The following is a 20,597-nucleotide window of genomic DNA, read 5'->3' on the forward strand; positions in this document are numbered from 1 at the left end:
ATGCGTTTAAATACTCTGTCTCCGGCCGAAGGCTCTAAAAAGGCGGGTAAACGCCTGGGTCGTGGTATCGGTTCTGGCCTCGGCAAAACCGGTGGTCGTGGTCACAAAGGTCAGAACTCTCGTTCTGGCGGTGGCGTGCGTCGCGGTTTCGAGGGTGGCCAGATGCCACTGTACCGTCGTCTGCCGAAGTTCGGCTTCACTTCTCGCAAAGCAGCGATCACAGCGGAAATCCGTCTGTCTGACCTGGCGAAAGTTGAAGGCGGCGTTGTAGACCTGAACACGCTGAAAGCAGCAAACATTATCGGTATCCAGATCGAGTTCGCGAAAGTGATCCTGGCTGGTGAAGTTTCTACTCCGGTAACTGTTCGTGGCCTGCGTGTTACTAAAGGTGCTCGTGCTGCTATCGAAGCTGCTGGCGGTAAAATTGAGGAATAAGTAGCAGATGGCTAAGCAACCGGGATTAGATTTTCAAAGTGCCAAAGGTGGATTTGGCGAGCTGAAACGCAGACTGCTGTTTGTTATCGGCGCGCTGATTGTGTTCCGTATTGGCTCTTTTATTCCGATCCCTGGTATCGATGCCGCTGTACTTGCCAAACTGCTTGAGCAACAGCGAGGCACCATCATTGAAATGTTCAACATGTTCTCTGGTGGTGCTCTCAGCCGTGCTTCTATCTTCGCATTGGGTATTATGCCGTACATTTCGGCATCAATTATTATCCAGCTGCTGACGGTCGTTCATCCGGCCCTGGCAGAGTTGAAGAAAGAAGGGGAGTCTGGACGTCGTAAGATTAGTCAGTACACCCGTTACGGTACTCTGGTGCTGGCAATATTCCAGTCGATCGGTATTGCTACCGGTTTGCCGAATATGCCTGGTATGCAGGGCCTGGTGTTAAACCCGGGCTTTGCATTCTACTTCACCGCTGTTGTAAGTCTGGTTACAGGGACTATGTTCCTGATGTGGCTCGGCGAACAGATTACTGAGCGTGGTATCGGTAACGGTATCTCTATCATTATCTTCGCCGGTATTGTTGCGGGCCTCCCGCCAGCCATCGCCCATACTATCGAGCAAGCGCGTCAAGGCGACCTGCACTTCCTCCTGTTGCTGTTGGTTGCAGTATTAGTATTTGCAGTGACGTTCTTTGTTGTCTTCGTTGAACGTGGTCAACGCCGCATTGTGGTGAACTACGCTAAACGTCAGCAGGGTCGTCGTGTCTATGCTGCACAGAGCACACATTTACCGCTGAAAGTGAACATGGCGGGGGTTATCCCGGCTATCTTCGCTTCCAGTATTATTCTGTTCCCGGCGACCATCGCGTCATGGTTCGGGGGCGGTACTGGTTGGAACTGGCTGACAACAATTTCGCTGTATTTGCAGCCTGGGCAACCACTTTATGTGTTACTCTATGCGTCTGCGATCATCTTCTTCTGTTTCTTCTACACGGCGTTGGTCTTCAACCCGCGTGAAACAGCAGATAACCTGAAGAAGTCCGGTGCATTTGTACCAGGAATTCGTCCGGGAGAGCAAACGGCGAAGTATATCGATAAAGTAATGACTCGTCTGACTTTGGTTGGTGCGCTTTATATTACTTTTATCTGCCTGATCCCGGAGTTCATGCGTGATGCAATGAAAGTACCGTTCTACTTCGGTGGGACCTCACTGCTTATCGTTGTTGTCGTGATTATGGACTTTATGGCTCAAGTGCAAACTCTGATGATGTCCAGTCAGTACGAGTCTGCATTGAAGAAGGCGAACCTGAAAGGCTACGGTCGCTAAATGGTCGCCTGAGAAGTTACGGAGAGTAAAAATGAAAGTTCGTGCTTCCGTCAAGAAATTATGCCGTAACTGCAAAATCGTTAAGCGTGATGGTGTCATCCGTGTGATTTGCAGTGCCGAGCCGAAGCATAAACAGCGCCAAGGCTGATTATTTCGCATATTTTTCTTGCAAAGTTGGGTTGAGCTGGCTAGATTAGCCAGCCAATCTTTTGTATGTCTGTACGTTTCCATTTGAGTATCCTGAAAACGGGCTTTTCAGCATGGTGCGTACATATTAAATAGTAGGAGTGCATAGTGGCCCGTATAGCAGGCATTAACATTCCTGATCAGAAACATGCTGTGATCGCATTAACTTCGATCTACGGCGTCGGCAAGACCCGTTCTAAAGCCATTCTGGCTGCAGCGGGTATCGCTGAAGATGTTAAGATCAGTGAGCTGTCTGAAGAACAAATCGACACGCTGCGTGACGAAGTTGCCAAATTTGTCGTTGAAGGTGATCTGCGCCGTGAAATCAGCATGAGCATCAAGCGCCTGATGGATCTTGGTTGCTATCGCGGTTTGCGTCATCGTCGTGGTCTGCCAGTACGCGGTCAGCGTACTAAGACCAACGCACGTACCCGTAAGGGTCCGCGCAAACCGATCAAGAAATAATCGGGGTGATTGAATAATGGCAAAGGCACCAGTTCGTGCACGTAAACGTGTAAGAAAACAAGTCTCTGATGGCGTGGCTCATATCCATGCTTCTTTCAACAACACCATCGTTACTATTACTGATCGTCAGGGTAACGCATTGGGTTGGGCAACAGCCGGTGGTTCCGGTTTCCGTGGTTCTCGCAAATCCACTCCGTTCGCAGCTCAGGTTGCAGCAGAGCGTTGCGCAGAAGCCGTAAAAGAATACGGCATCAAGAATCTGGAAGTTATGGTTAAAGGTCCGGGTCCGGGTCGTGAATCTACTGTTCGCGCTCTGAACGCCGCTGGTTTCCGCATCACGAATATTACTGATGTGACTCCGATCCCTCATAACGGTTGTCGTCCGCCGAAAAAACGTCGCGTATAACGCTCCGTTTTTTAGGTTAGTTGGAGATAGAAAATGGCAAGATATTTGGGTCCTAAGCTCAAGCTGAGCCGTCGTGAGGGCACCGACTTATTCCTTAAGTCTGGCGTTCGCGCGATCGATACCAAGTGTAAAATTGAACAAGCTCCTGGCCAGCACGGTGCGCGTAAACCGCGTCTGTCTGACTATGGTGTGCAGTTGCGTGAAAAGCAAAAAGTTCGCCGTATGTACGGTGTGCTGGAGCGTCAGTTCCGTAACTACTATAAAGAAGCAGCACGTCTGAAAGGCAACACAGGTGAAAACCTGCTGGCTCTGCTGGAAGGTCGTCTGGACAACGTTGTATACCGTATGGGCTTCGGCGCTACTCGTGCTGAATCACGTCAGCTGGTTAGCCACAAAGCAATCATGGTAAACGGTCGTGTTGTTAACATCGCTTCTTATCAGGTTAAAGCGAATGACGTTGTTAGCATTCGTGAGAAAGCGAAAAAGCAATCTCGCGTGAAGGCCGCTCTGGAGCTGGCTGAGCAGCGTGAAAAGCCAACCTGGCTGGAAGTTGATGCTGGCAAGATGGAAGGTACGTTCAAGCGTCAGCCAGAACGTTCTGATCTGTCTGCGGACATTAACGAACACCTGATCGTCGAGCTTTACTCCAAGTAAAGCTTAGTACCAAAGAGAGGACACAATGCAGGGTTCTGTGACAGAGTTTCTAAAACCGCGCCTGGTAGATATCGAGCAAGTGAGTTCGACGCACGCCAAGGTGACCCTTGAGCCTTTAGAGCGTGGCTTTGGCCATACTCTGGGTAACGCACTGCGCCGTATTCTGCTCTCATCGATGCCGGGTTGCGCGGTGACCGAGGTTGAGATTGATGGTGTACTTCATGAGTACAGCACCAAAGAAGGCGTTCAGGAAGATATCCTTGAAATCCTGCTCAACCTGAAAGGGCTGGCGGTGAGAGTTCAGGGTAAAGATGAAGTTATTCTTACTCTGAATAAATCTGGCATTGGCCCTGTGACTGCAGCCGACATCACCCATGACGGTGATGTTGAAATCGTCAAGCCGCAGCACGTGATCTGCCACCTGACCGATGAGAACGCAGCTATTAGCATGCGTATCAAAGTTCAGCGCGGTCGTGGTTATGTGCCGGCTTCTGCCCGAATTCATTCGGAAGAAGATGAGCGCCCAATCGGCCGTCTGCTGGTCGACGCATGCTATAGCCCTGTAGAGCGTATTGCCTACAATGTTGAAGCAGCGCGTGTAGAACAGCGTACCGACCTGGACAAGCTGGTCATCGAAATGGAAACCAACGGCACAATCGATCCTGAAGAGGCGATTCGTCGTGCGGCAACCATCCTGGCAGAACAACTGGAAGCTTTCGTTGACTTACGTGATGTACGTCAGCCGGAAGTGAAAGAAGAGAAACCAGAATTCGATCCGATCCTGCTGCGCCCTGTTGACGATCTCGAGTTGACTGTCCGCTCTGCTAACTGCCTCAAGGCAGAAGCTATCCACTATATCGGTGATCTGGTACAGCGTACCGAGGTTGAGTTGCTGAAAACGCCGAACCTGGGTAAAAAATCTCTTACTGAGATTAAAGACGTGCTGGCTTCACGTGGTCTGTCTCTGGGCATGCGCCTGGAAAACTGGCCACCGGCAAGCATTGCTGACGAGTAACCGGATCACAGGTTAAGGTTTTACTGAGAAGGATAAGGTCATGCGCCATCGTAAGAGTGGTCGTCAACTGAACCGCAACAGCAGCCATCGCCAGGCTATGTTCCGCAACATGGCAGGTTCACTGGTTCGTCATGAGATCATCAAGACGACCCTGCCTAAAGCGAAAGAGCTGCGTCGCGTAGTTGAGCCGCTGATTACTCTTGCCAAGACTGACAGCGTTGCTAATCGTCGTCTGGCATTCGCCCGTACTCGTGATAACGAGATCGTGGCAAAACTGTTTAACGAACTGGGCCCGCGTTTCGCGAGCCGTGCCGGTGGTTACACTCGCATTCTGAAGTGTGGTTTCCGTGCAGGCGACAACGCGCCGATGGCTTACATCGAGCTGGTTGATCGTTCAGAGAAAGCAGAAGCTGCTGCAGAGTAATCTGCAGTAACGTAAAAAAACCCGCTCCGGCGGGTTTTTTTATATCCGCGATACCACCACTTCTCTAAAATGTCTGTATCAATTCTGTTCAATCCCTGGAGCTGGTAATGTGGTTGCTCGACCAGTGGGCAGAACGCCATATTCGCGATGCCCAAAAAAAAGGTGAATTCGACGATCTCCCGGGAAGCGGCGAACCCCTTGCGCTTGACGATGATTCGCACATCGCGCCTGAACTACGGGCTGGATACCGTTTGCTGAAAAATGCGGGCTGTCTCCCCCCGGAGCTCGAACAGCGCAGAGAAGCTGTTGAACTGGCCGATCTTCTCAGAGAGATCCGCCATGACGATCCACGACATTCTGAACTTAGCCGCCGTCTCGCCCTGCTTGAACTCAAGCTGCGCCAGGCTGGGATGAACACTAATTTTCTTCACGGTGAATACGGTGAAAGATTGATGCAGAGAATAAGCGAGGAGTAGTTATGTACCGCATCGGTGAACTTGCGAAGCTTGCGAACGTTACGCCGGATACCATCCGATATTACGAAAAGCAGCAGATGATCGATCATGAAGTACGTACTGAAGGAGGCTTTCGCCTTTATACCGATAACGATCTGCAGCGCCTGCGGTTTATTCGTTATGCGCGTCAGCTCGGTTTCACGCTGGATTCGATCCGCGAGTTATTATCGATCCGCATCGATCCGGAACATCACACCTGCCAGGAATCTAAAAGCATCGTGCAGGCCCGGCTGGATGAAGTCGAAGCGCGTATACAGGAACTGCAAACCATGCAGCGCTCTCTGCAAAGGCTGAATGATGCCTGCTGCGGTACGGCACACAGCAGCATTTATTGTTCGATCCTCGAAGCCCTTGAACAGGGAGCGAGTGGAGAAACGCAGGGCTGTTGATTTTTAGTTCAACCGGGTCTAGACTCCCGTCGTCATAAACCCTGCTCTGGAGACATTATGAGCCGCTATCAGCACACGAAAGGACAAATTAAGGACAATGCCATTGAGGCGTTACTTCACGACCCGTTATTCAGGCAGCGCGTTGAGAAGAATAAAAAAGGGAAAGGAAGTTATCTGCGTAAAGACAAACATGAAAAACGGGGTAACTGGGAGGCCAGTGGCAAGCAAGCGAACCGCTTATTTACCACTGGCCTTCCTGCTTTTATCTATTGATTAGACGCGGTTATTCTGCTCTTTTAACAGATCGCGGATCTCACTTAACAGCACTTCTTCTTTCGTTGGCGCAGGTGCTGCAGCCGGCTCTTCTTTTTTACGGTTGAGCCTGTTGATCAGCTTGATAGCCATAAATATGGCAAACGCGACAATCACAAAATCAAATACGTTCTGAATAAATACGCCGTAGTGCATTACTACTGCCGGAACATCACCCTGCGCTTCACGCAGCGTGAAAGCGAACTGTTTGAAATCAATGCCGCCGATTAACAACCCTAAAGGTGGCATGATAATGTCAGCCACTAATGATGAAACAATCTTGCCGAATGCCGCACCAATAATGACACCCACTGCCAAATCCACCACGTTCCCGCGCATCGCAAATTCGCGAAATTCTTTAATAAAACTCATTGTTCTCTCCTTGTGCCAGCTGACGAGTTTAAGTTTAACAAATCATTAGCCAATTGCCATTCGGGATAATTAAACATTATGAAAAACAAAAGGCACAGAAATGAGAAGGATAAAGTAAGGGTGCTCTTTCTCGAGCACCCAATTCTTTAAAGGAAGAATGGACTTGGCTGGAATAAACGTTCGACGTCGGTAATAAACTTTTTATCGGTAAGGAACATAATAACGTGATCGCCTTGCTCAATTCGTAAATTATCATTGGCAATCATGACATCATTCCCGCGCACAACGGCGCCGATAATCGTGCCTGGCGGCAGTTTAATTTCGTCGATTGAACGGCCGACGACGCGTGACGTCGTTTCATCTCCGTGAGCAACGGCTTCAATGGCTTCCGCTACGCCGCGGCGGAGCGATGACACACCGACAATATCCGCTTTACGAACATGGCTCAGGAGAGCGGAAATTGTCGCCTGCTGAGGGGAAATGGCAATATCAATAACGCTGCCCTGAACCAGATCGACATACGCCTTGCGCTGAATAAGCACCATGACTTTTTTAGCCCCCATGCGCTTCGCGAGCATGGCGGACATTATATTCGCCTCGTCGTCGTTGGTGACGGCAATAAAGAGATCAACTTGATCGATATGCTCTTCAGCCAGCAACTCCTGATCAGACGCATCACCATAAAATACAATCGTATTTTGCAGTTTTTCCGCCAGTTCAGCAGCACGCTGTTGATCGCGCTCGATCAACTTGACGCTGTAATCTTTTTCCAGCCGATGTGCCAGGCCGGCACCGATATTGCCGCCGCCGACCAGCATAATGCGTTTATAGGGTTTTTCGAGGCGCTGAAGTTCACTCATCACCGCACGAATATGCTGTGAGGCCGCAATAAAGAAGACCTCATCACCGGCTTCGACAATCGTGGAGCCTTGCGGGCGAATTGGCCTGTCGTGACGGAAAATCGCTGCAACGCGCGTATCGATATGCGGCATGTGCTCGCGCATGGTGGAAAGCGCATTGCCGATCAATGGTCCGCCATAATAGGCCTTAACCACTGCCAGGCTCACTTTGCCCTCGGCAAAGTTCACCACCTGCAGGGCACCCGGATATTCGATCAGGCGATAGATATTGTCGATAACCAGCTGTTCTGGCGCGATGAGATGGTCAATGGGGACCGCTTCGGAATTAAACAGTTTTTCAGCATCGCGAACATAGTCCGGAGAGCGAATACGCGCAATTCGGTTTGGCGTGTTGAAAAGCGAGTATGCCACCTGACAGGCCACCATATTGGTTTCGTCAGAACTAGTTACCGCAACCAGCATGTCGGCATCGTCGGCGCCCGCCTCACGAAGAACACGTGGGTGCGAACCATGACCCTGCACCACGCGCAGGTCAAACTTGTCCTGCAAGACGCGCAGACGATCGCCGTTGGTATCAACAATTGTGATGTCGTTGTTTTCGCCAACCAGGTTTTCCGCCAGCGTTCCGCCCACCTGTCCTGCACCCAGAATGATAATCTTCATATCTCGTGACCTGTTCTCAACATCACTCTTTGATTAGCTTAGCGTAAAAGAAGCCATCGCCCTCTTCAGCACCCGGCAGGTTCTGCAGACCCGGGGATTCAGGCGTTCCCGTATCGCGCAGCGCGGCGTCCGGCGTACGTTTAAGGAAGGCCGCGATTTGCTGGCTGTTTTCTTCCGGCAGTACGGAGCAGGTCGCATAGACCAGCGTTCCGCCAGATTTAAGATGCGGCCAAATGGCGTCGAGAATGTCGGATTGCAGTTGGGCAAGTTCCTGAATATCACGATCGCGGCGTAGCCACTTGATGTCCGGATGACGACGAATAACACCTGTTGCAGAGCAGGGGGCATCCAGCAAAATGCGATCGAATTGCGTTTCACCACACCATTCTGCGGGTTTGCGTCCATCGCCCTGCTTAACCTGAGCCTTCATGCCCAGACGCTTAAGGTTGTCGTAGACGCGTGAGAGACGCTGTTCATCTACGTCCACTGCCATCACGCTGGCCTGCGGAGCCACTTCCAGAATATGCGTCGTTTTGCCCCCAGGCGCGGCGCAAAGATCGAGGATCTGCTCACCATTTTTGGGTTCAAGCCAGGTCATGCAACCCTGAGCCGAGGCATCCTGTACGGTTACCCAGCCTTCATCAAAACCGGGTAATGCATGTACCGGTGCCGGTGAGGCTAAGCGTACGGCATCCGGATAGGCTTGATGCGGGAATCCACTCATTCCAGCTTCTTCAAGCAATGCCAGCCATGCGGCTCGGGTGTGGTGATTCCGATTCACGCGTAACCACATTGGCGGACGCTGATTGTTGGCATCGGCAATCTCCTGCCACTGCTGTGGATAGGCTTTTTTCAGGCGCTTCAACAGCCAGTCCGGGTGCAGGAAACGTGCTTCGCTTTGGGCAAATTCAGCCAGAAGCTCTTCCTGCTGTCTCTGGAACTGACGCAGTACTCCGTTGATCAGGCCTTTCAGCTGAGGACGTTTAATCGCAACGGCGCCTTCCACCGTCTCAGCCAGCGCGGCATGAGGTGGGATGCGGGTATGAAGAAGCTGATAAAAGCCCACCATAATCAAATAGTGTACGGTGCGCTGCTTGCCTGTCATTGGGCGTGACATCAGCTTGTTAATCAACCATTCAAGCTGAGAAAGCGTGCGCAGAACGCCAAAGCAGAGCTCCTGAAGCAGGGCTTTGTCTTTATCAGAGACTTTTAGTTGCAGAGGAGGCAGGACGTTACTTAATGACTGGCCCTGCTCGATAACCTGCTCAACGGCCTGAGCCGCCATACTGCGTAGATTTTGTTTTTTCATAACCGTAAAAATAAAAATGCCCGGAAACACCGGGCCTTAAGGATAGATTTGCTCAGGCAAGACGATTGCCCGGAATAAACCATTCGCGGCGGGAATTTAACAGATCCTGAGCGCTCATGGCCTTCTTGCCGGCCGGTTGTAGCGATTCAAGATTCAGGATCCCTTGCGCAGTCGCCACCTGGATCCCGTTCTTGTTGGCGTCAACAATCGTGCCGGGTTCAGCCGTGGTAGTACCGCTAATGACGGAGGCTTTCCAGACTTTCACCGGCTGCTCATCAATCTCCATCCAGCTCATTGGCCACGGATTAAAGGCGCGAATGCAGCGTTCAAGTTGAGCTGCTGACAGGGACCAGTCGAGCCGCGCTTCTTCTTTGCTCAGTTTTTCGGCATAAGTCGCCAGCGCGTCATCCTGAACTTCCGGTTTCGCCGTATTGTCAGCAAGCTGCTGGAGCGTCTCAATAAGCCCTTGTGGACCAAGGTCTGCCAGTTTGTCATACAGCGTAGCGCTGGTATCGTCTGACGTTATGGGGCACGCCAGTTTATACAGCATATCGCCGGTGTCTAAACCTACGTCCATCTTCATGATGGTAACGCCCGTTTCGGCATCACCTGCCCACAGCGAGCGCTGGATAGGTGCAGCACCACGCCAGCGCGGGAGCAGAGACCCATGCACGTTGATGCACCCCAGGCGAGGCATATCGAGCACAGCTTTCGGCAAAATTAAACCGTAAGCCACCACCACCATTACGTCGGCATTCAGGTCAGCAACCAGCTGCTGATTTTCCTGTGGGCGCAACGATGCGGGCTGAAAAACGGGTAGCCCATGCTCTTCTGCCAGCACCTTTACCGGGCTCGGCATCAGTTTTTTGCCGCGACCAGCAGGACGGTCCGGCTGGGTAAAGACGCCAACAACCTGGTGACCAGACGATAACAGCGCGTCAAGATGACGCGCTGCAAAATCAGGGGTTCCCGCGAAGATAATACGTAGTGTTTTAGACACGATGATCCTTGTATCCGGGGGGACGCTATGCGCGAGAACGCAAACGATCCAGTTTCTCTACTTTTTGACGAATACGCTGCTGTTTCAGCGGCGAGAGATAATCGATAAACAGTTTACCGACCAGGTGATCCATCTCATGCTGAATACAAATTGCCAGCAGGTCGTCTGCTTCCAGTTCGAACGGGTTACCGTCACGATCCAGAGCGCGAATTTTCACCTTTTCGGCACGCGGTACTAAAGCGCGCTGTTCAGGAATGGACAGACAGCCTTCCTCAATACCGGTTTCGCCACTCTTTTCGAGTAGTTCAGGGTTGATCAGCACCAGACGCTCATCGCGATTTTCGGAAACATCAATCACGATAATACGCTTATGAATGTCCACCTGCGTCGCCGCCAGGCCAATGCCTTCTTCGGCGTACATGGTATCGAACATATCATCAACGATACGCTGGATTTCTGCATTCACTTCTTTGACCGGTTCAGCGACGATGCGAAGGCGCTCGTCCGGAATATGTAACACTTGCAAAACTGCCATAAATTTCCAGAGTCGTGTTCAGGAGTTGATAAGAATACTCTCTCTATTCTAGACAAATCCCCCATCGATTGACAGCATCAGTGACCAATCGCAATGATTGCGGAGGCCGCTTATGGCAGGGGAAAGGATGACGTCTACCGAAATATGGCTACGGCTAATACACACAGGGTCGCTGTGTGGTGATGTAATGCTGGAAGCGGCTGCGCGACTGCAGAAGCAGGAACACCTCAACGTGCTCGTGGCCAGAAACGCCGGGCTGACAGCAAAGCAGGTTGAACGCTTCTTTGCACTCGATGAGAGCGAGCTGGAACGTAGCCTTATGTGGCTTGAGCAGCCGGGACATCATTTATTAACGGCCAACCATCCCCTTTATCCTCCTTTGCTCCGCACGATTCCTGATTATCCCGGGGCGTTATTCATAAAAGGTAATCCTGAGGCGCTTAATACGGTTCAGCTGGCGGTGGTAGGCAGTCGTGCGCCGTCATGGTACGGCGAGCGATGGGGGAAAATCCTGTGCGAACAACTGTCGCAAAGCGGTTTCACGATCACCAGCGGGCTGGCCTGCGGTATTGACGGCGTAGCCCACAGCGCGGCGCTTTCAGTTAAGCGACGAAGCGTAGCGGTGCTGGGGAACGGTCTTTTTAGCATTTATCCACGCCGGCATCAGGCACTGGCGATGCGGCTTATCGAATCTGACGGCGCTATAGTGTCTGAGTTTCCGCTTTCCGCACAGCCCAGGCCGGCAAACTTTCCGCGTCGTAATCGGATTATCAGCGGGCTTAGCAAAGGCGTGCTGGTGGTTGAAGCGGCGCGCCGAAGCGGTTCGCTGGTCACGGCGCGATGCGCGCTCGAACAGGGGAGAGAAGTCTTCGCCTTGCCTGGTCCGATAGGTAATCCCGGATGCGAGGGGCCCCATTGGCTTATTAAGCAAGGGGCAACGCCGGTAACAGAAGTAGGAGATATTCTTGAAAATTTGCAATATGGGTTGCAATGGCTGCAGGAAGATCCCGAAAAGCGACAATATTCATCAGATCAGGGAAAGGTGGCATTGCCATTTCTCAAGCTCCTGGCTAACGTAGGAGATGAGGTAACACCTGTTGACGTTGTCGCTGAACGTGCCGGCCAACCTGTGCCAGTAACGGTAGCACAGCTACTCGAACTGGAGTTAGCAGGGTGGATCGCAGCTGTACCCGGCGGCTATGTCCGATTAAGGAGGGCATGCCATGTTCGACGTACTGATGTATTTGTTTGAGACTTACATCCATAACGAAGCAGAAATGCGAGTGGATCAGGACAAATTGACACAGGATCTTACCGATGCGGGGTTTGAGCGGGAAGATATCTATAATGCGTTGATGTGGCTGGAAAAACTGGCTGATTATCAGGAAGGCCTCGCCGAACCGATGCAGCTTGCTTCTGACCCATTGTCAGTACGCATTTATACCGCGGAAGAGTGTGAAAGGCTGGACGCCAGCTGCCGGGGGTTCATCTTATTCCTTGAGCAGATTCAGGTGCTGAACCTCGAAACGAGAGAAATGGTGATAGAGCGCGTCATGGCGCTGGATACAGCAGAATTTGAACTGGAAGATCTCAAGTGGGTGATCCTGATGGTTCTGTTTAATATCCCGGGCTGTGAAAACGCCTATCAGCAAATGGAAGAATTACTCTTTGAAGTGAATGAAGGTATGCTGCACTAATTCAATGTGCAGCACCAAGAGTTGTTATGGCCAAATCAGCACTATTCACGGTGCATAAAAGCGAGCCCTGCCCGCAGTGCGGGGCTGAACTTGTTATTCGGTCCGGGAAACACGGCCCGTTTCTCGGTTGTTCACACTATCCGGAATGTGATTATGTCCGTCCCCTGAAAAGCCAGGCGGATGGACATATCGTTAAAATTCTGGAGGGTCAGTATTGCCCACTCTGCGGTGGTGAATTAGCCCTGCGGCAGGGGCGTTTCGGCATGTTTATTGGATGTAGCCGCTACCCGGAATGTGAGCATACGGAACAAATCGATAAGCCTGATGAAACGGCAATTGCGTGCCCACAGTGTCAGCGCGGTCTGTTGGTACAGCGCCGCTCCCGTTATGGTAAGACTTTCCATTCGTGCGATCGCTACCCTGAATGCCAGTTCGTTATCAATTTTAAACCGGTAGCGGGAACCTGCCCTCATTGCAATTATCCGCTACTTATAGAGAAGAAAACGGCGCAAGGCATGAAACGCTTCTGCGCCAGTAAACAATGTGGAAAGCCGGTTACGGCGGATCAAAATAGTGAATAATAACCTGCCATCAGGCTCCATTGCGCATGCTGTGGACGTACTGAAAAAAGAAGAAGTCATCGCCTATCCAACTGAAGCTGTTTTTGGAGTCGGTTGCGATCCTGACAGCGAGATGGCCGTGAGCCGACTGCTTGCCTTAAAACAAAGACCCGTCGAGAAAGGGCTGATTTTGATCGCTGCGAATTACGAGCAGCTTAAACCCTATATCAATGACTCCATGCTGACGCCGGCGCAGCGCGAGACTATCTTCTCCGCGTGGCCTGGCCCGGTGACCTTCGTTTTCCCGGCGCAGCCGACAACGCCTCGCTGGTTAACCGGACGTTTTGATTCCCTCGCCGTTCGCGTAACTGACCATCCGCTGGTGGTTGAGCTGTGTCTGGCATTTGGTAAACCGCTGGTCTCAACCAGCGCCAACTTGACCGGATTGCCACCTTGCCGGACAACCGAAGAAGTACTGGCGCAGTTCGGGAATGACTTCCCAGTCGCTGTCGGTGAAACGGGAGGGCGCCTGAATCCGTCTGAAATTCGCGATGCTTTGACCGGCGAACGTTTTCGCCAGGGGTAATCTCATGGAAACCTATGCTGTTTTTGGTAATCCGATCGCACATAGCAAGTCACCTTTGATCCATCAGCAATTTGCGAAGCAGCTGCAGATAAATCATCCCTATGGTCGCGTACTGGCACCGGTGGATGCATTTATTCCAACGCTGGAGGCTTTTTTCGCCGCGGGCGGTAAAGGCGCGAATGTGACGGTTCCTTTTAAAGAGGAAGCCTTCGAACGAGCGGATGAGCTCACCGAGCGCGCTTCACTGGCTGGTGCAGTCAATACCGTAAAACGGCTTGAGGATGGGCGCCTTTTGGGTGACAACACCGACGGGATTGGTTTACTTAGCGACCTGGAACGACTGTCGTTTATTAAGCCCGGGTTTCGGGTCCTGCTGATTGGTGCGGGTGGCGCATCGCGGGGAGTGCTGTTGCCTCTGCTTTCACTGGACTGCGCGGTGACCATTACCAACAGAACCTTTTCCCGCGCAGAAGCGCTGGCGGCGTTGTTTGCCCATACCGGCAGCGTGAGCGCGGTAGCGCTTGACGATCTTGCCGATCGTGAGTTCGATCTTGTCATCAACGCCACGTCCAGCGGCATCAATGGAGAGATCCCGGCAATTCCCGCTTCTCTGGTCAGCGCGCATATGTACTTCTATGACATGTTTTATCAGAAAGGGAAGACGCCTTTCCTTAACTGGTGCGAACAACACGGCGCGAAACAGTTAGCCGATGGGATGGGAATGCTGGTGGGTCAGGCCGCGCATGCGGTGCTGTTCTGGCATGGCGTGTTGCCTGCGGTTGAACCTGTCATTGAAAAGTTAAAGCAGGAGCTTTCGGCGTGAACCAGGCTATTCATTTCCCGGACAGAGAGAGCTGGGATGAGAGTAAACAAGCGGTTTGTTTTCCGGTGCTGGTGCAGGGTATGCAACTTACCTGTGCCATTCATGGGGAAACGCTGCTGCGTCGTTTTGGCGGTTCAAACCCGATAGCGGTATTTTGCGAAAATCGCTGGGATCTGGAAGAGGAAGCCAGCGATTTAATCCGCGAACAGCAGGAAGACGATCAGGGCTGGGTTTGGTTGTCCTGATCCAGATACTCATTCTTCCACGTAACGTAGTTGTTCGCTGAGTATTTTAACCCTTCGATCTCTGCCTCCTTCAGGGGGCGGATCTGTTTTACCGGGCTTCCCAGATAGAGATAGCCGCTCTCCAGCCGTTTGTTCTGCGGGACCAGGCTACCGGCACCAATCATTACGTCATCTTCTACTATGACGCCATCCAGCAAAATCGACCCCATGCCAACAAGCACGCGATTTCCGATAGTGCAGCCGTGAAGCATCACTTTATGACCGACGGTAACCTTTTCTCCAATGATGAGGGGATTGCCCTCCGGGTTATAGGAGGATTTGTGCGTGACATGCAGAACGCAACCGTCCTGAATGTTGGTACGTGCACCAATCGACACATAGTTAACATCACCCCTGATGGCGACGAGCGGCCAGATGCTGACATCATCGGCTATTCGGACATCACCAATCACCACGCTGCTGGCATCGATCATCACGCGATCGCCTTTTTGGGGGAACAGATCTTTATAAGGACGTAATACTGCGGGCATATCTACCTCTAACAATGGGCGCTATACAGAAGACTTTGATCATATTTTGGGATCGAGGCAAGGCAAAATACGTCAATATTTAAGCAGATCGGGCGGGATTTCAGCGAAAAGAGCGGAAAATCAGCAGTCGGAAAAAAAGATCTAAAAAATACTTGTGCTAAAAAATGGGATCCCTATAATGCGCCTCCATCGACACGGCGGATGTGAATCACTTCACACAACAAGCGGTTCGGTTGAAGAGAAAAAATCCTGAAATAACGGGTTGACTCTCAAAGAGGAAAGCGTAATATACGCCACCTCGCAACGGTGAGCGAAAGCCGCGTTGCACTGCTCTTTAACAATTTATCAGACAATCTGTGTGGGCACTCAAAGTGACATGGATTCTTAACGTCGCAAGACGAAAAATGAATACCAAGTCTCTGAGTGAACATACGTAATTCATTACGAAGTTTAATTCACGAGCATCAAACTTAAATTGAAGAGTTTGATCATGGCTCAGATTGAACGCTGGCGGCAGGCCTAACACATGCAAGTCGAGCGGCAGCGGAAAGTAGCTTGCTACTTTGCCGGCGAGCGGCGGACGGGTGAGTAATGTCTGGGAAACTGCCTGATGGAGGGGGATAACTACTGGAAACGGTAGCTAATACCGCATAACGTCGCAAGACCAAAGAGGGGGACCTTCGGGCCTCTTGCCATCAGATGTGCCCAGATGGGATTAGCTAGTAGGTGGGGTAACGGCTCACCTAGGCGACGATCCCTAGCTGGTCTGAGAGGATGACCAGCCACACTGGAACTGAGACACGGTCCAGACTCCTACGGGAGGCAGCAGTGGGGAATATTGCACAATGGGCGCAAGCCTGATGCAGCCATGCCGCGTGTATGAAGAAGGCCTTCGGGTTGTAAAGTACTTTCAGCGGGGAGGAAGGTGCTGAGGTTAATAACCTCAGCAATTGACGTTACCCGCAGAAGAAGCACCGGCTAACTCCGTGCCAGCAGCCGCGGTAATACGGAGGGTGCAAGCGTTAATCGGAATTACTGGGCGTAAAGCGCACGCAGGCGGTCTGTCAAGTCGGATGTGAAATCCCCGGGCTCAACCTGGGAACTGCATTCGAAACTGGCAGGCTAGAGTCTTGTAGAGGGGGGTAGAATTCCAGGTGTAGCGGTGAAATGCGTAGAGATCTGGAGGAATACCGGTGGCGAAGGCGGCCCCCTGGACAAAGACTGACGCTCAGGTGCGAAAGCGTGGGGAGCAAACAGGATTAGATACCCTGGTAGTCCACGCCGTAAACGATGTCGACTTGGAGGTTGTGCCCTTGAGGCGTGGCTTCCGGAGCTAACGCGTTAAGTCGACCGCCTGGGGAGTACGGCCGCAAGGTTAAAACTCAAATGAATTGACGGGGGCCCGCACAAGCGGTGGAGCATGTGGTTTAATTCGATGCAACGCGAAGAACCTTACCTACTCTTGACATCCAGAGAACTTAGCAGAGATGCTTTGGTGCCTTCGGGAACTCTGAGACAGGTGCTGCATGGCTGTCGTCAGCTCGTGTTGTGAAATGTTGGGTTAAGTCCCGCAACGAGCGCAACCCTTATCCTTTGTTGCCAGCGGTCCGGCCGGGAACTCAAAGGAGACTGCCAGTGATAAACTGGAGGAAGGTGGGGATGACGTCAAGTCATCATGGCCCTTACGAGTAGGGCTACACACGTGCTACAATGGCGCATACAAAGAGAAGCGACCTCGCGAGAGCAAGCGGACCTCATAAAGTGCGTCGTAGTCCGGATTGGAGTCTGCAACTCGACTCCATGAAGTCGGAATCGCTAGTAATCGTAGATCAGAATGCTACGGTGAATACGTTCCCGGGCCTTGTACACACCGCCCGTCACACCATGGGAGTGGGTTGCAAAAGAAGTAGGTAGCTTAACCTTCGGGAGGGCGCTTACCACTTTGTGATTCATGACTGGGGTGAAGTCGTAACAAGGTAACCGTAGGGGAACCTGCGGTTGGATCACCTCCTTACCTTAAAGAACATGCCTTTGCAGTGCTCACACAGATTGTCTGATGAAAAGTAAATAGCAAGGCGTCTTGCGATTGAGACTTACACGTCCCCTTCGTCTAGAGGCCCAGGACACCGCCCTTTCACGGCGGTAACAGGGGTTCGAATCCCCTAGGGGACGCCACTTGCTGGTTCGTGAGTGAAAGTCACCTGCCGTCATATCTCAAAACTCATCTTCGGGTGACGTTTGAGATATTTGCTCTTTAAAAATCTGGATCAAGCTGAAAATTGAAACGACACATCTTAAATGGTGTGTTCGAGTCTCTCAAATTTTCGCAAGTCGATGATGAATCGAAAGAAACATCTTCGGGTTGTGAGGTTAAGCGACTAAGCGTACACGGTGGATGCCCTGGCAGTCAGAGGCGATGAAGGACGTGCTAATCTGCGAAAAGCGCCGGCGAGGTGATATGAACCTTTGACCCGGCGATGTCCGAATGGGGAAACCCAGTGCAATTCGTTGCACTATCGTTAACTGAATACATAGGTTAACGAGGCGAACCGGGGGAACTGAAACATCTAAGTACCCCGAGGAAAAGAAATCAACCGAGATTCCCCCAGTAGCGGCGAGCGAACGGGGAGCAGCCCAGAGTCTGAATCAGCTTGTGTGTTAGTGGAAGCGTCTGGAAAGTCGCACGGTACAGGGTGACAGTCCCGTACACGAAAGCACACAGGCTGTGAACTCGAAGAGTAGGGCGGGACACGTGGTATCCTGTCTGAATATGGGGGGACCATCCTCCAAGGCTAAATACTCCTGACTGACCGATAGTGAACCAGTACCGTGAGGGAAAGGCGAAAAGAACCCCGGCGAGGGGAGTGAAAAAGAACCTGAAACCGTGTACGTACAAGCAGTGGGAGCACCCTTGTGGTGTGACTGCGTACCTTTTGTATAATGGGTCAGCGACTTATATTCTGTAGCAAGGTTAACCGTATAGGGGAGCCGAAGGGAAACCGAGTCTTAACTGGGCGTTAAGTTGCAGGGTATAGACCCGAAACCCGGTGATCTAGCCATGGGCAGGTTGAAGGTTGGGTAACACTAACTGGAGGACCGAACCGACTAATGTTGAAAAATTAGCGGATGACTTGTGGCTGGGGGTGAAAGGCCAATCAAACCGGGAGATAGCTGGTTCTCCCCGAAAGCTATTTAGGTAGCGCCTCGTGAACTCATCTTCGGGGGTAGAGCACTGTTTCGGCTAGGGGGCCATCCCGGCTTACCAACCCGATGCAAACTACGAATACCGAAGAATGTTATCACGGGAGACACACGGCGGGTGCTAACGTCCGTCGTGAAGAGGGAAACAACCCAGACCGCCAGCTAAGGTCCCAAAGTCATGGTTAAGTGGGAAACGATGTGGGAAGGCACAGACAGCCAGGATGTTGGCTTAGAAGCAGCCATCATTTAAAGAAAGCGTAATAGCTCACTGGTCGAGTCGGCCTGCGCGGAAGATGTAACGGGGCTAAACCATGCACCGAAGCTGCGGCAGCGACGCGTATGCGTTGTTGGGTAGGGGAGCGTTCTGTAAGCCGTTGAAGGTGTGCTGTGAGGCATGCTGGAGGTATCAGAAGTGCGAATGCTGACATAAGTAACGATAAAGCGGGTGAAAAGCCCGCTCGCCGGAAGACCAAGGGTTCCTGTCCAACGTTAATCGGGGCAGGGTGAGTCGACCCCTAAGGCGAGGCCGAAAGGCGTAGTCGATGGGAAACAGGTTAATATTCCTGTACTTGGTGTTACTGCGAAGGGGGGACGGAGAAGGCTATGTTAGCCGGGCGACGGTTGTCCCGGTTTAAGCATGTAGGCGGAGGTTCCAGGTAAATCCGGTACCTTTTAACGCTGAGGTGTGACGACGAGGCACTACGGTGCTGAAGTAACAAATGCCCTGCTTCCAGGAAAAGCCTCTAAGCATCAGGTAACACGAAATCGTACCCCAAACCGACACAGGTGGTCAGGTAGAGAATACCAAGGCGCTTGAGAGAACTCGGGTGAAGGAACTAGGCAAAATGGTGCCGTAACTTCGGGAGAAGGCACGCTGATATGTAGGTGAAGCCCCTGCGGGTGGAGCTGAAATCAGTCGAAGATACCAGCTGGCTGCAACTGTTTATTAAAAACACAGCACTGTGCAAACACGAAAGTGGACGTATACGGTGTGACGCCTGCCCGGTGCCGGAAGGTTAATTGATGGGGTTAGCGGCAACGCGAAGCTCTTGATCGAAGCCCCGGTAAACGGCGGCCGTAACTATAACGGTCCTAAGGTAGCGAAATTCCTTGTCGGGTAAGTTCCGACCTGCACGAATGGCGTAATGATGGCCAGGCTGTCTCCACCCGAGACTCAGTGAAATTGAACTCGCTGTGAAGATGCAGTGTACCCGCGGCAAGACGGAAAGACCCCGTGAACCTTTACTATAGCTTGACACTGAACACTGGTCCTTGATGTGTAGGATAGGTGGGAGGCTTTGAAGCGTGGACGCCAGTCTGCGTGGAGCCGTCCTTGAAATACCACCCTTTAATGGCTGGTGTTCTAACGTAGACCCGTAATCCGGGTTGCGGACAGTGTCTGGTGGGTAGTTTGACTGGGGCGGTCTCCTCCCAAAGAGTAACGGAGGAGCACGAAGGTTAGCTAATCCTGGTCGGACATCAGGAGGTTAGTGCAATGGCATAAGCTAGCTTGACTGCGAGAGTGACGGCTCGAGCAGGTGCGAAAGCAGGTCATAGTGATCCGGTGGTTCTGAATGGAAGGGCCATCGCTCAACGGATAAAAGGTACTCCGGGGATAACAGGCTGATACCGCCCAAGAGTTCATATCGACGGCGGTGTTTGGCACCTCGATGTCGGCTCATCACATCCTGGGGCTGAAGTAGGTCCCAAGGGTATGGCTGTTCGCCATTTAAAGTGGTACGCGAGCTGGGTTTAGAACGTCGTGAGACAGTTCGGTCCCTATCTGCCGTGGGCGCTGGAGAATTGAGGGGGGCTGCTCCTAGTACGAGAGGACCGGAGTGGACGCATCACTGGTGTTCGGGTTGTCATGCCAATGGCACTGCCCGGTAGCTAAATGCGGAAAAGATAAGTGCTGAAAGCATCTAAGCACGAAACTTGCCCCGAGATGAGTTCTCCCTGACCCTTTAAGGGTCCTGAAGGAACGTTGAAGACGACGACGTTGATAGGTCGGGTGTGTAAGCGCAGCGATGCGTTGAGCTAACCGATACTAATGAACCGTGAGGCTTAACCTTACAA

The 20,597-nt window shown here is 52.0% G+C and carries 23 protein-coding genes, 1 tRNA gene and 2 rRNA genes; 20 read left to right on the forward strand and 6 right to left on the reverse strand.

What is annotated here, in order from left to right; all coding sequences use genetic code 11:
* From rplO to AC1VYI_RS03565, 11 genes are all read left to right on the forward strand, one after another.
* Window positions 1-435, forward strand: coding sequence for a 50S ribosomal protein L15 (gene rplO / locus AC1VYI_RS03515; RefSeq protein ID WP_003863304.1), 435 nt, complete (start codon window positions 1-3; stop codon window positions 433-435).
* A 7-nt stretch (window positions 436-442) separates the two neighbouring features.
* On the forward strand, window positions 443-1,774 hold the full coding sequence (gene secY / locus AC1VYI_RS03520; RefSeq protein ID WP_003863305.1) for a preprotein translocase subunit SecY: 1,332 nt from the start codon (window positions 443-445) through the stop codon (window positions 1,772-1,774).
* A 31-nt stretch (window positions 1,775-1,805) separates the two neighbouring features.
* Window positions 1,806-1,922 (forward strand): 50S ribosomal protein L36, encoded by a 117-nt coding sequence (gene rpmJ, locus AC1VYI_RS03525; RefSeq protein ID WP_000868187.1) that lies wholly within the window; start codon window positions 1,806-1,808, stop codon window positions 1,920-1,922.
* Between the two features lie 146 nt (window positions 1,923-2,068).
* Window positions 2,069-2,425 carry a 30S ribosomal protein S13 gene (rpsM, locus tag AC1VYI_RS03530; protein ID WP_003863308.1) on the forward strand — a complete coding sequence of 119 codons (357 nt, stop codon included), beginning with the start codon at window positions 2,069-2,071 and terminating at the stop codon, window positions 2,423-2,425.
* Window positions 2,426-2,441: 16 nt separating this feature from the next.
* Window positions 2,442-2,831: a 30S ribosomal protein S11 gene (rpsK, locus tag AC1VYI_RS03535; RefSeq protein WP_003863312.1), complete on the forward strand. Its 390-nt coding sequence runs from the start codon at window positions 2,442-2,444 to the stop codon at window positions 2,829-2,831.
* A gap of 33 nt (window positions 2,832-2,864) precedes the next feature.
* On the forward strand, window positions 2,865-3,485 hold the full coding sequence (gene rpsD, locus AC1VYI_RS03540; protein ID WP_004868345.1) for a 30S ribosomal protein S4: 621 nt from the start codon (window positions 2,865-2,867) through the stop codon (window positions 3,483-3,485).
* Window positions 3,486-3,510: 25 nt separating this feature from the next.
* On the forward strand, window positions 3,511-4,500 hold the full coding sequence (locus AC1VYI_RS03545) for a DNA-directed RNA polymerase subunit alpha (protein WP_002919219.1): 990 nt from the start codon (window positions 3,511-3,513) through the stop codon (window positions 4,498-4,500).
* 40 nt (window positions 4,501-4,540) lie between these two features.
* Window positions 4,541-4,924: a 50S ribosomal protein L17 gene (gene rplQ, locus AC1VYI_RS03550; protein WP_001216368.1), complete on the forward strand. Its 384-nt coding sequence runs from the start codon at window positions 4,541-4,543 to the stop codon at window positions 4,922-4,924.
* Between the two features lie 107 nt (window positions 4,925-5,031).
* Window positions 5,032-5,400 carry a DnaJ family domain-containing protein gene (locus tag AC1VYI_RS03555; protein ID WP_482877490.1) on the forward strand — a complete coding sequence of 123 codons (369 nt, stop codon included), beginning with the start codon at window positions 5,032-5,034 and terminating at the stop codon, window positions 5,398-5,400.
* Window positions 5,401-5,402: 2 nt separating this feature from the next.
* Complete coding sequence (gene zntR, locus AC1VYI_RS03560; RefSeq protein ID WP_029740638.1) at window positions 5,403-5,828, forward strand: Zn(2+)-responsive transcriptional regulator; 426 nt, start codon at window positions 5,403-5,405, stop codon at window positions 5,826-5,828.
* A gap of 57 nt (window positions 5,829-5,885) precedes the next feature.
* Window positions 5,886-6,101 carry an alternative ribosome-rescue factor A gene (locus tag AC1VYI_RS03565; RefSeq protein ID WP_023309450.1) on the forward strand — a complete coding sequence of 72 codons (216 nt, stop codon included), beginning with the start codon at window positions 5,886-5,888 and terminating at the stop codon, window positions 6,099-6,101.
* Here the strand turns inward: AC1VYI_RS03565 and mscL are convergent, their stop codons facing one another.
* The 5 genes from mscL to def all read right to left on the reverse strand — a co-directional run bounded on the left by mscL (window position 6,102) and on the right by def (window position 10,879).
* Entirely contained in the window at window positions 6,102-6,512 is a 411-nt protein-coding gene (mscL, locus tag AC1VYI_RS03570; RefSeq protein WP_023309449.1) for a large-conductance mechanosensitive channel protein MscL, read from the reverse strand.
* 146 nt (window positions 6,513-6,658) lie between these two features.
* The gene (trkA, locus tag AC1VYI_RS03575; RefSeq protein ID WP_008503482.1) at window positions 6,659-8,035 is read right to left on the reverse strand and encodes a Trk system potassium transporter TrkA; all 1,377 of its coding nucleotides are present in this window, start codon (window positions 8,033-8,035) and stop codon (window positions 6,659-6,661) included.
* A 22-nt stretch (window positions 8,036-8,057) separates the two neighbouring features.
* Window positions 8,058-9,344 carry a 16S rRNA (cytosine(967)-C(5))-methyltransferase RsmB gene (gene rsmB, locus AC1VYI_RS03580; protein WP_134867077.1) on the reverse strand — a complete coding sequence of 429 codons (1,287 nt, stop codon included), beginning with the start codon at window positions 9,342-9,344 and terminating at the stop codon, window positions 8,058-8,060.
* 52 nt (window positions 9,345-9,396) lie between these two features.
* On the reverse strand, window positions 9,397-10,344 hold the full coding sequence (gene fmt, locus AC1VYI_RS03585; protein WP_134867078.1) for a methionyl-tRNA formyltransferase: 948 nt from the start codon (window positions 10,342-10,344) through the stop codon (window positions 9,397-9,399).
* A 25-nt stretch (window positions 10,345-10,369) separates the two neighbouring features.
* Complete coding sequence (gene def / locus AC1VYI_RS03590; RefSeq protein ID WP_006812188.1) at window positions 10,370-10,879, reverse strand: peptide deformylase; 510 nt, start codon at window positions 10,877-10,879, stop codon at window positions 10,370-10,372.
* Between the two features lie 127 nt (window positions 10,880-11,006).
* On the opposite strand from def, the gene dprA reads away from it, so the two are divergent.
* Genes dprA through AC1VYI_RS03620 form a run of 6 tightly spaced genes read left to right on the forward strand, consistent with a single transcriptional unit; the run spans window position 11,007 to window position 14,790 of the window.
* Window positions 11,007-12,131, forward strand: coding sequence for a DNA-protecting protein DprA (gene dprA, locus AC1VYI_RS03595; RefSeq protein WP_134867079.1), 1,125 nt, complete (start codon window positions 11,007-11,009; stop codon window positions 12,129-12,131).
* Entirely contained in the window at window positions 12,103-12,576 is a 474-nt protein-coding gene (smg, locus tag AC1VYI_RS03600; protein WP_008503477.1) for a DUF494 family protein Smg, read from the forward strand. The genes dprA and smg overlap by 29 nt, the downstream gene beginning before the upstream one ends.
* Before the next feature lie 26 nt (window positions 12,577-12,602).
* Window positions 12,603-13,157, forward strand: a complete 555-nt coding sequence (locus tag AC1VYI_RS03605; protein ID WP_134867080.1) for a DNA topoisomerase family protein — start codon at window positions 12,603-12,605, stop codon at window positions 13,155-13,157.
* The gene (gene tsaC, locus AC1VYI_RS03610; protein WP_134867081.1) at window positions 13,150-13,722 is read left to right on the forward strand and encodes an L-threonylcarbamoyladenylate synthase type 1 TsaC; all 573 of its coding nucleotides are present in this window, start codon (window positions 13,150-13,152) and stop codon (window positions 13,720-13,722) included. The genes AC1VYI_RS03605 and tsaC overlap by 8 nt, the downstream gene beginning before the upstream one ends.
* A 4-nt stretch (window positions 13,723-13,726) precedes the next feature.
* Window positions 13,727-14,545, forward strand: coding sequence for a shikimate dehydrogenase (gene aroE / locus AC1VYI_RS03615; RefSeq protein ID WP_226484382.1), 819 nt, complete (start codon window positions 13,727-13,729; stop codon window positions 14,543-14,545).
* Window positions 14,542-14,790 carry a DUF1488 family protein gene (locus AC1VYI_RS03620; RefSeq protein WP_023309442.1) on the forward strand — a complete coding sequence of 83 codons (249 nt, stop codon included), beginning with the start codon at window positions 14,542-14,544 and terminating at the stop codon, window positions 14,788-14,790. The genes aroE and AC1VYI_RS03620 overlap by 4 nt, the downstream gene beginning before the upstream one ends.
* Here the strand turns inward: AC1VYI_RS03620 and AC1VYI_RS03625 are convergent.
* Window positions 14,766-15,320: a gamma carbonic anhydrase family protein gene (locus tag AC1VYI_RS03625; protein WP_134867083.1), complete on the reverse strand. Its 555-nt coding sequence runs from the start codon at window positions 15,318-15,320 to the stop codon at window positions 14,766-14,768. The genes AC1VYI_RS03620 and AC1VYI_RS03625 overlap by 25 nt on opposite strands.
* A gap of 472 nt (window positions 15,321-15,792) precedes the next feature.
* Here AC1VYI_RS03625 and AC1VYI_RS03630 point away from each other — a divergent pair.
* From AC1VYI_RS03630 to AC1VYI_RS03640, 3 genes are all read left to right on the forward strand, one after another.
* A 16S ribosomal RNA gene (locus AC1VYI_RS03630) occupies window positions 15,793-17,334 on the forward strand.
* 85 nt (window positions 17,335-17,419) lie between these two features.
* Window positions 17,420-17,495: transfer RNA gene (locus AC1VYI_RS03635), tRNA-Glu, on the forward strand.
* A gap of 193 nt (window positions 17,496-17,688) precedes the next feature.
* A 23S ribosomal RNA gene (locus AC1VYI_RS03640) occupies window positions 17,689-20,593 on the forward strand.
* Together the 16S and 23S rRNA genes with 1 tRNA gene alongside form the textbook arrangement of a ribosomal RNA operon.
* The last annotated feature ends 4 nt before the right edge of the window (window positions 20,594-20,597 follow it).

This window comes from Enterobacter sp. QK-SA4 (assembly GCF_056856775.1).

Excerpts from the sequence above, each read along its gene's own strand:
- rplO (WP_003863304.1), top strand. The coding sequence starts at position 1 with ATGCGTTTAAATACTCTGTCTCCGGCCGAAGGCTCTAAAAAGGCGGGT.
- secY (WP_003863305.1), top strand. The coding sequence starts at position 443 with ATGGCTAAGCAACCGGGATTAGATTTTCAAAGTGCCAAAGGTGGATTT.
- rpmJ (WP_000868187.1), top strand. The coding sequence starts at position 1,806 with ATGAAAGTTCGTGCTTCCGTCAAGAAATTATGCCGTAACTGCAAAATC.
- rpsK (WP_003863312.1), top strand. The coding sequence starts at position 2,442 with ATGGCAAAGGCACCAGTTCGTGCACGTAAACGTGTAAGAAAACAAGTC.
- rpsD (WP_004868345.1), top strand. The coding sequence starts at position 2,865 with ATGGCAAGATATTTGGGTCCTAAGCTCAAGCTGAGCCGTCGTGAGGGC.
- AC1VYI_RS03545 (WP_002919219.1), top strand. The coding sequence starts at position 3,511 with ATGCAGGGTTCTGTGACAGAGTTTCTAAAACCGCGCCTGGTAGATATC.
- rplQ (WP_001216368.1), top strand. The coding sequence starts at position 4,541 with ATGCGCCATCGTAAGAGTGGTCGTCAACTGAACCGCAACAGCAGCCAT.
- AC1VYI_RS03555 (WP_482877490.1), top strand. The coding sequence starts at position 5,032 with ATGTGGTTGCTCGACCAGTGGGCAGAACGCCATATTCGCGATGCCCAA.
- zntR (WP_029740638.1), top strand. The coding sequence starts at position 5,403 with ATGTACCGCATCGGTGAACTTGCGAAGCTTGCGAACGTTACGCCGGAT.
- AC1VYI_RS03565 (WP_023309450.1), top strand. The coding sequence starts at position 5,886 with ATGAGCCGCTATCAGCACACGAAAGGACAAATTAAGGACAATGCCATT.
- mscL (WP_023309449.1), bottom strand. The coding sequence starts at position 6,512 with ATGAGTTTTATTAAAGAATTTCGCGAATTTGCGATGCGCGGGAACGTG.
- trkA (WP_008503482.1), bottom strand. The coding sequence starts at position 8,035 with ATGAAGATTATCATTCTGGGTGCAGGACAGGTGGGCGGAACGCTGGCG.
- rsmB (WP_134867077.1), bottom strand. The coding sequence starts at position 9,344 with ATGAAAAAACAAAATCTACGCAGTATGGCGGCTCAGGCCGTTGAGCAG.
- def (WP_006812188.1), bottom strand. The coding sequence starts at position 10,879 with ATGGCAGTTTTGCAAGTGTTACATATTCCGGACGAGCGCCTTCGCATC.
- dprA (WP_134867079.1), top strand. The coding sequence starts at position 11,007 with ATGACGTCTACCGAAATATGGCTACGGCTAATACACACAGGGTCGCTG.
- smg (WP_008503477.1), top strand. The coding sequence starts at position 12,103 with ATGTTCGACGTACTGATGTATTTGTTTGAGACTTACATCCATAACGAA.
- AC1VYI_RS03605 (WP_134867080.1), top strand. The coding sequence starts at position 12,603 with ATGGCCAAATCAGCACTATTCACGGTGCATAAAAGCGAGCCCTGCCCG.
- aroE (WP_226484382.1), top strand. The coding sequence starts at position 13,727 with ATGGAAACCTATGCTGTTTTTGGTAATCCGATCGCACATAGCAAGTCA.
- AC1VYI_RS03625 (WP_134867083.1), bottom strand. The coding sequence starts at position 15,320 with ATGCCCGCAGTATTACGTCCTTATAAAGATCTGTTCCCCCAAAAAGGC.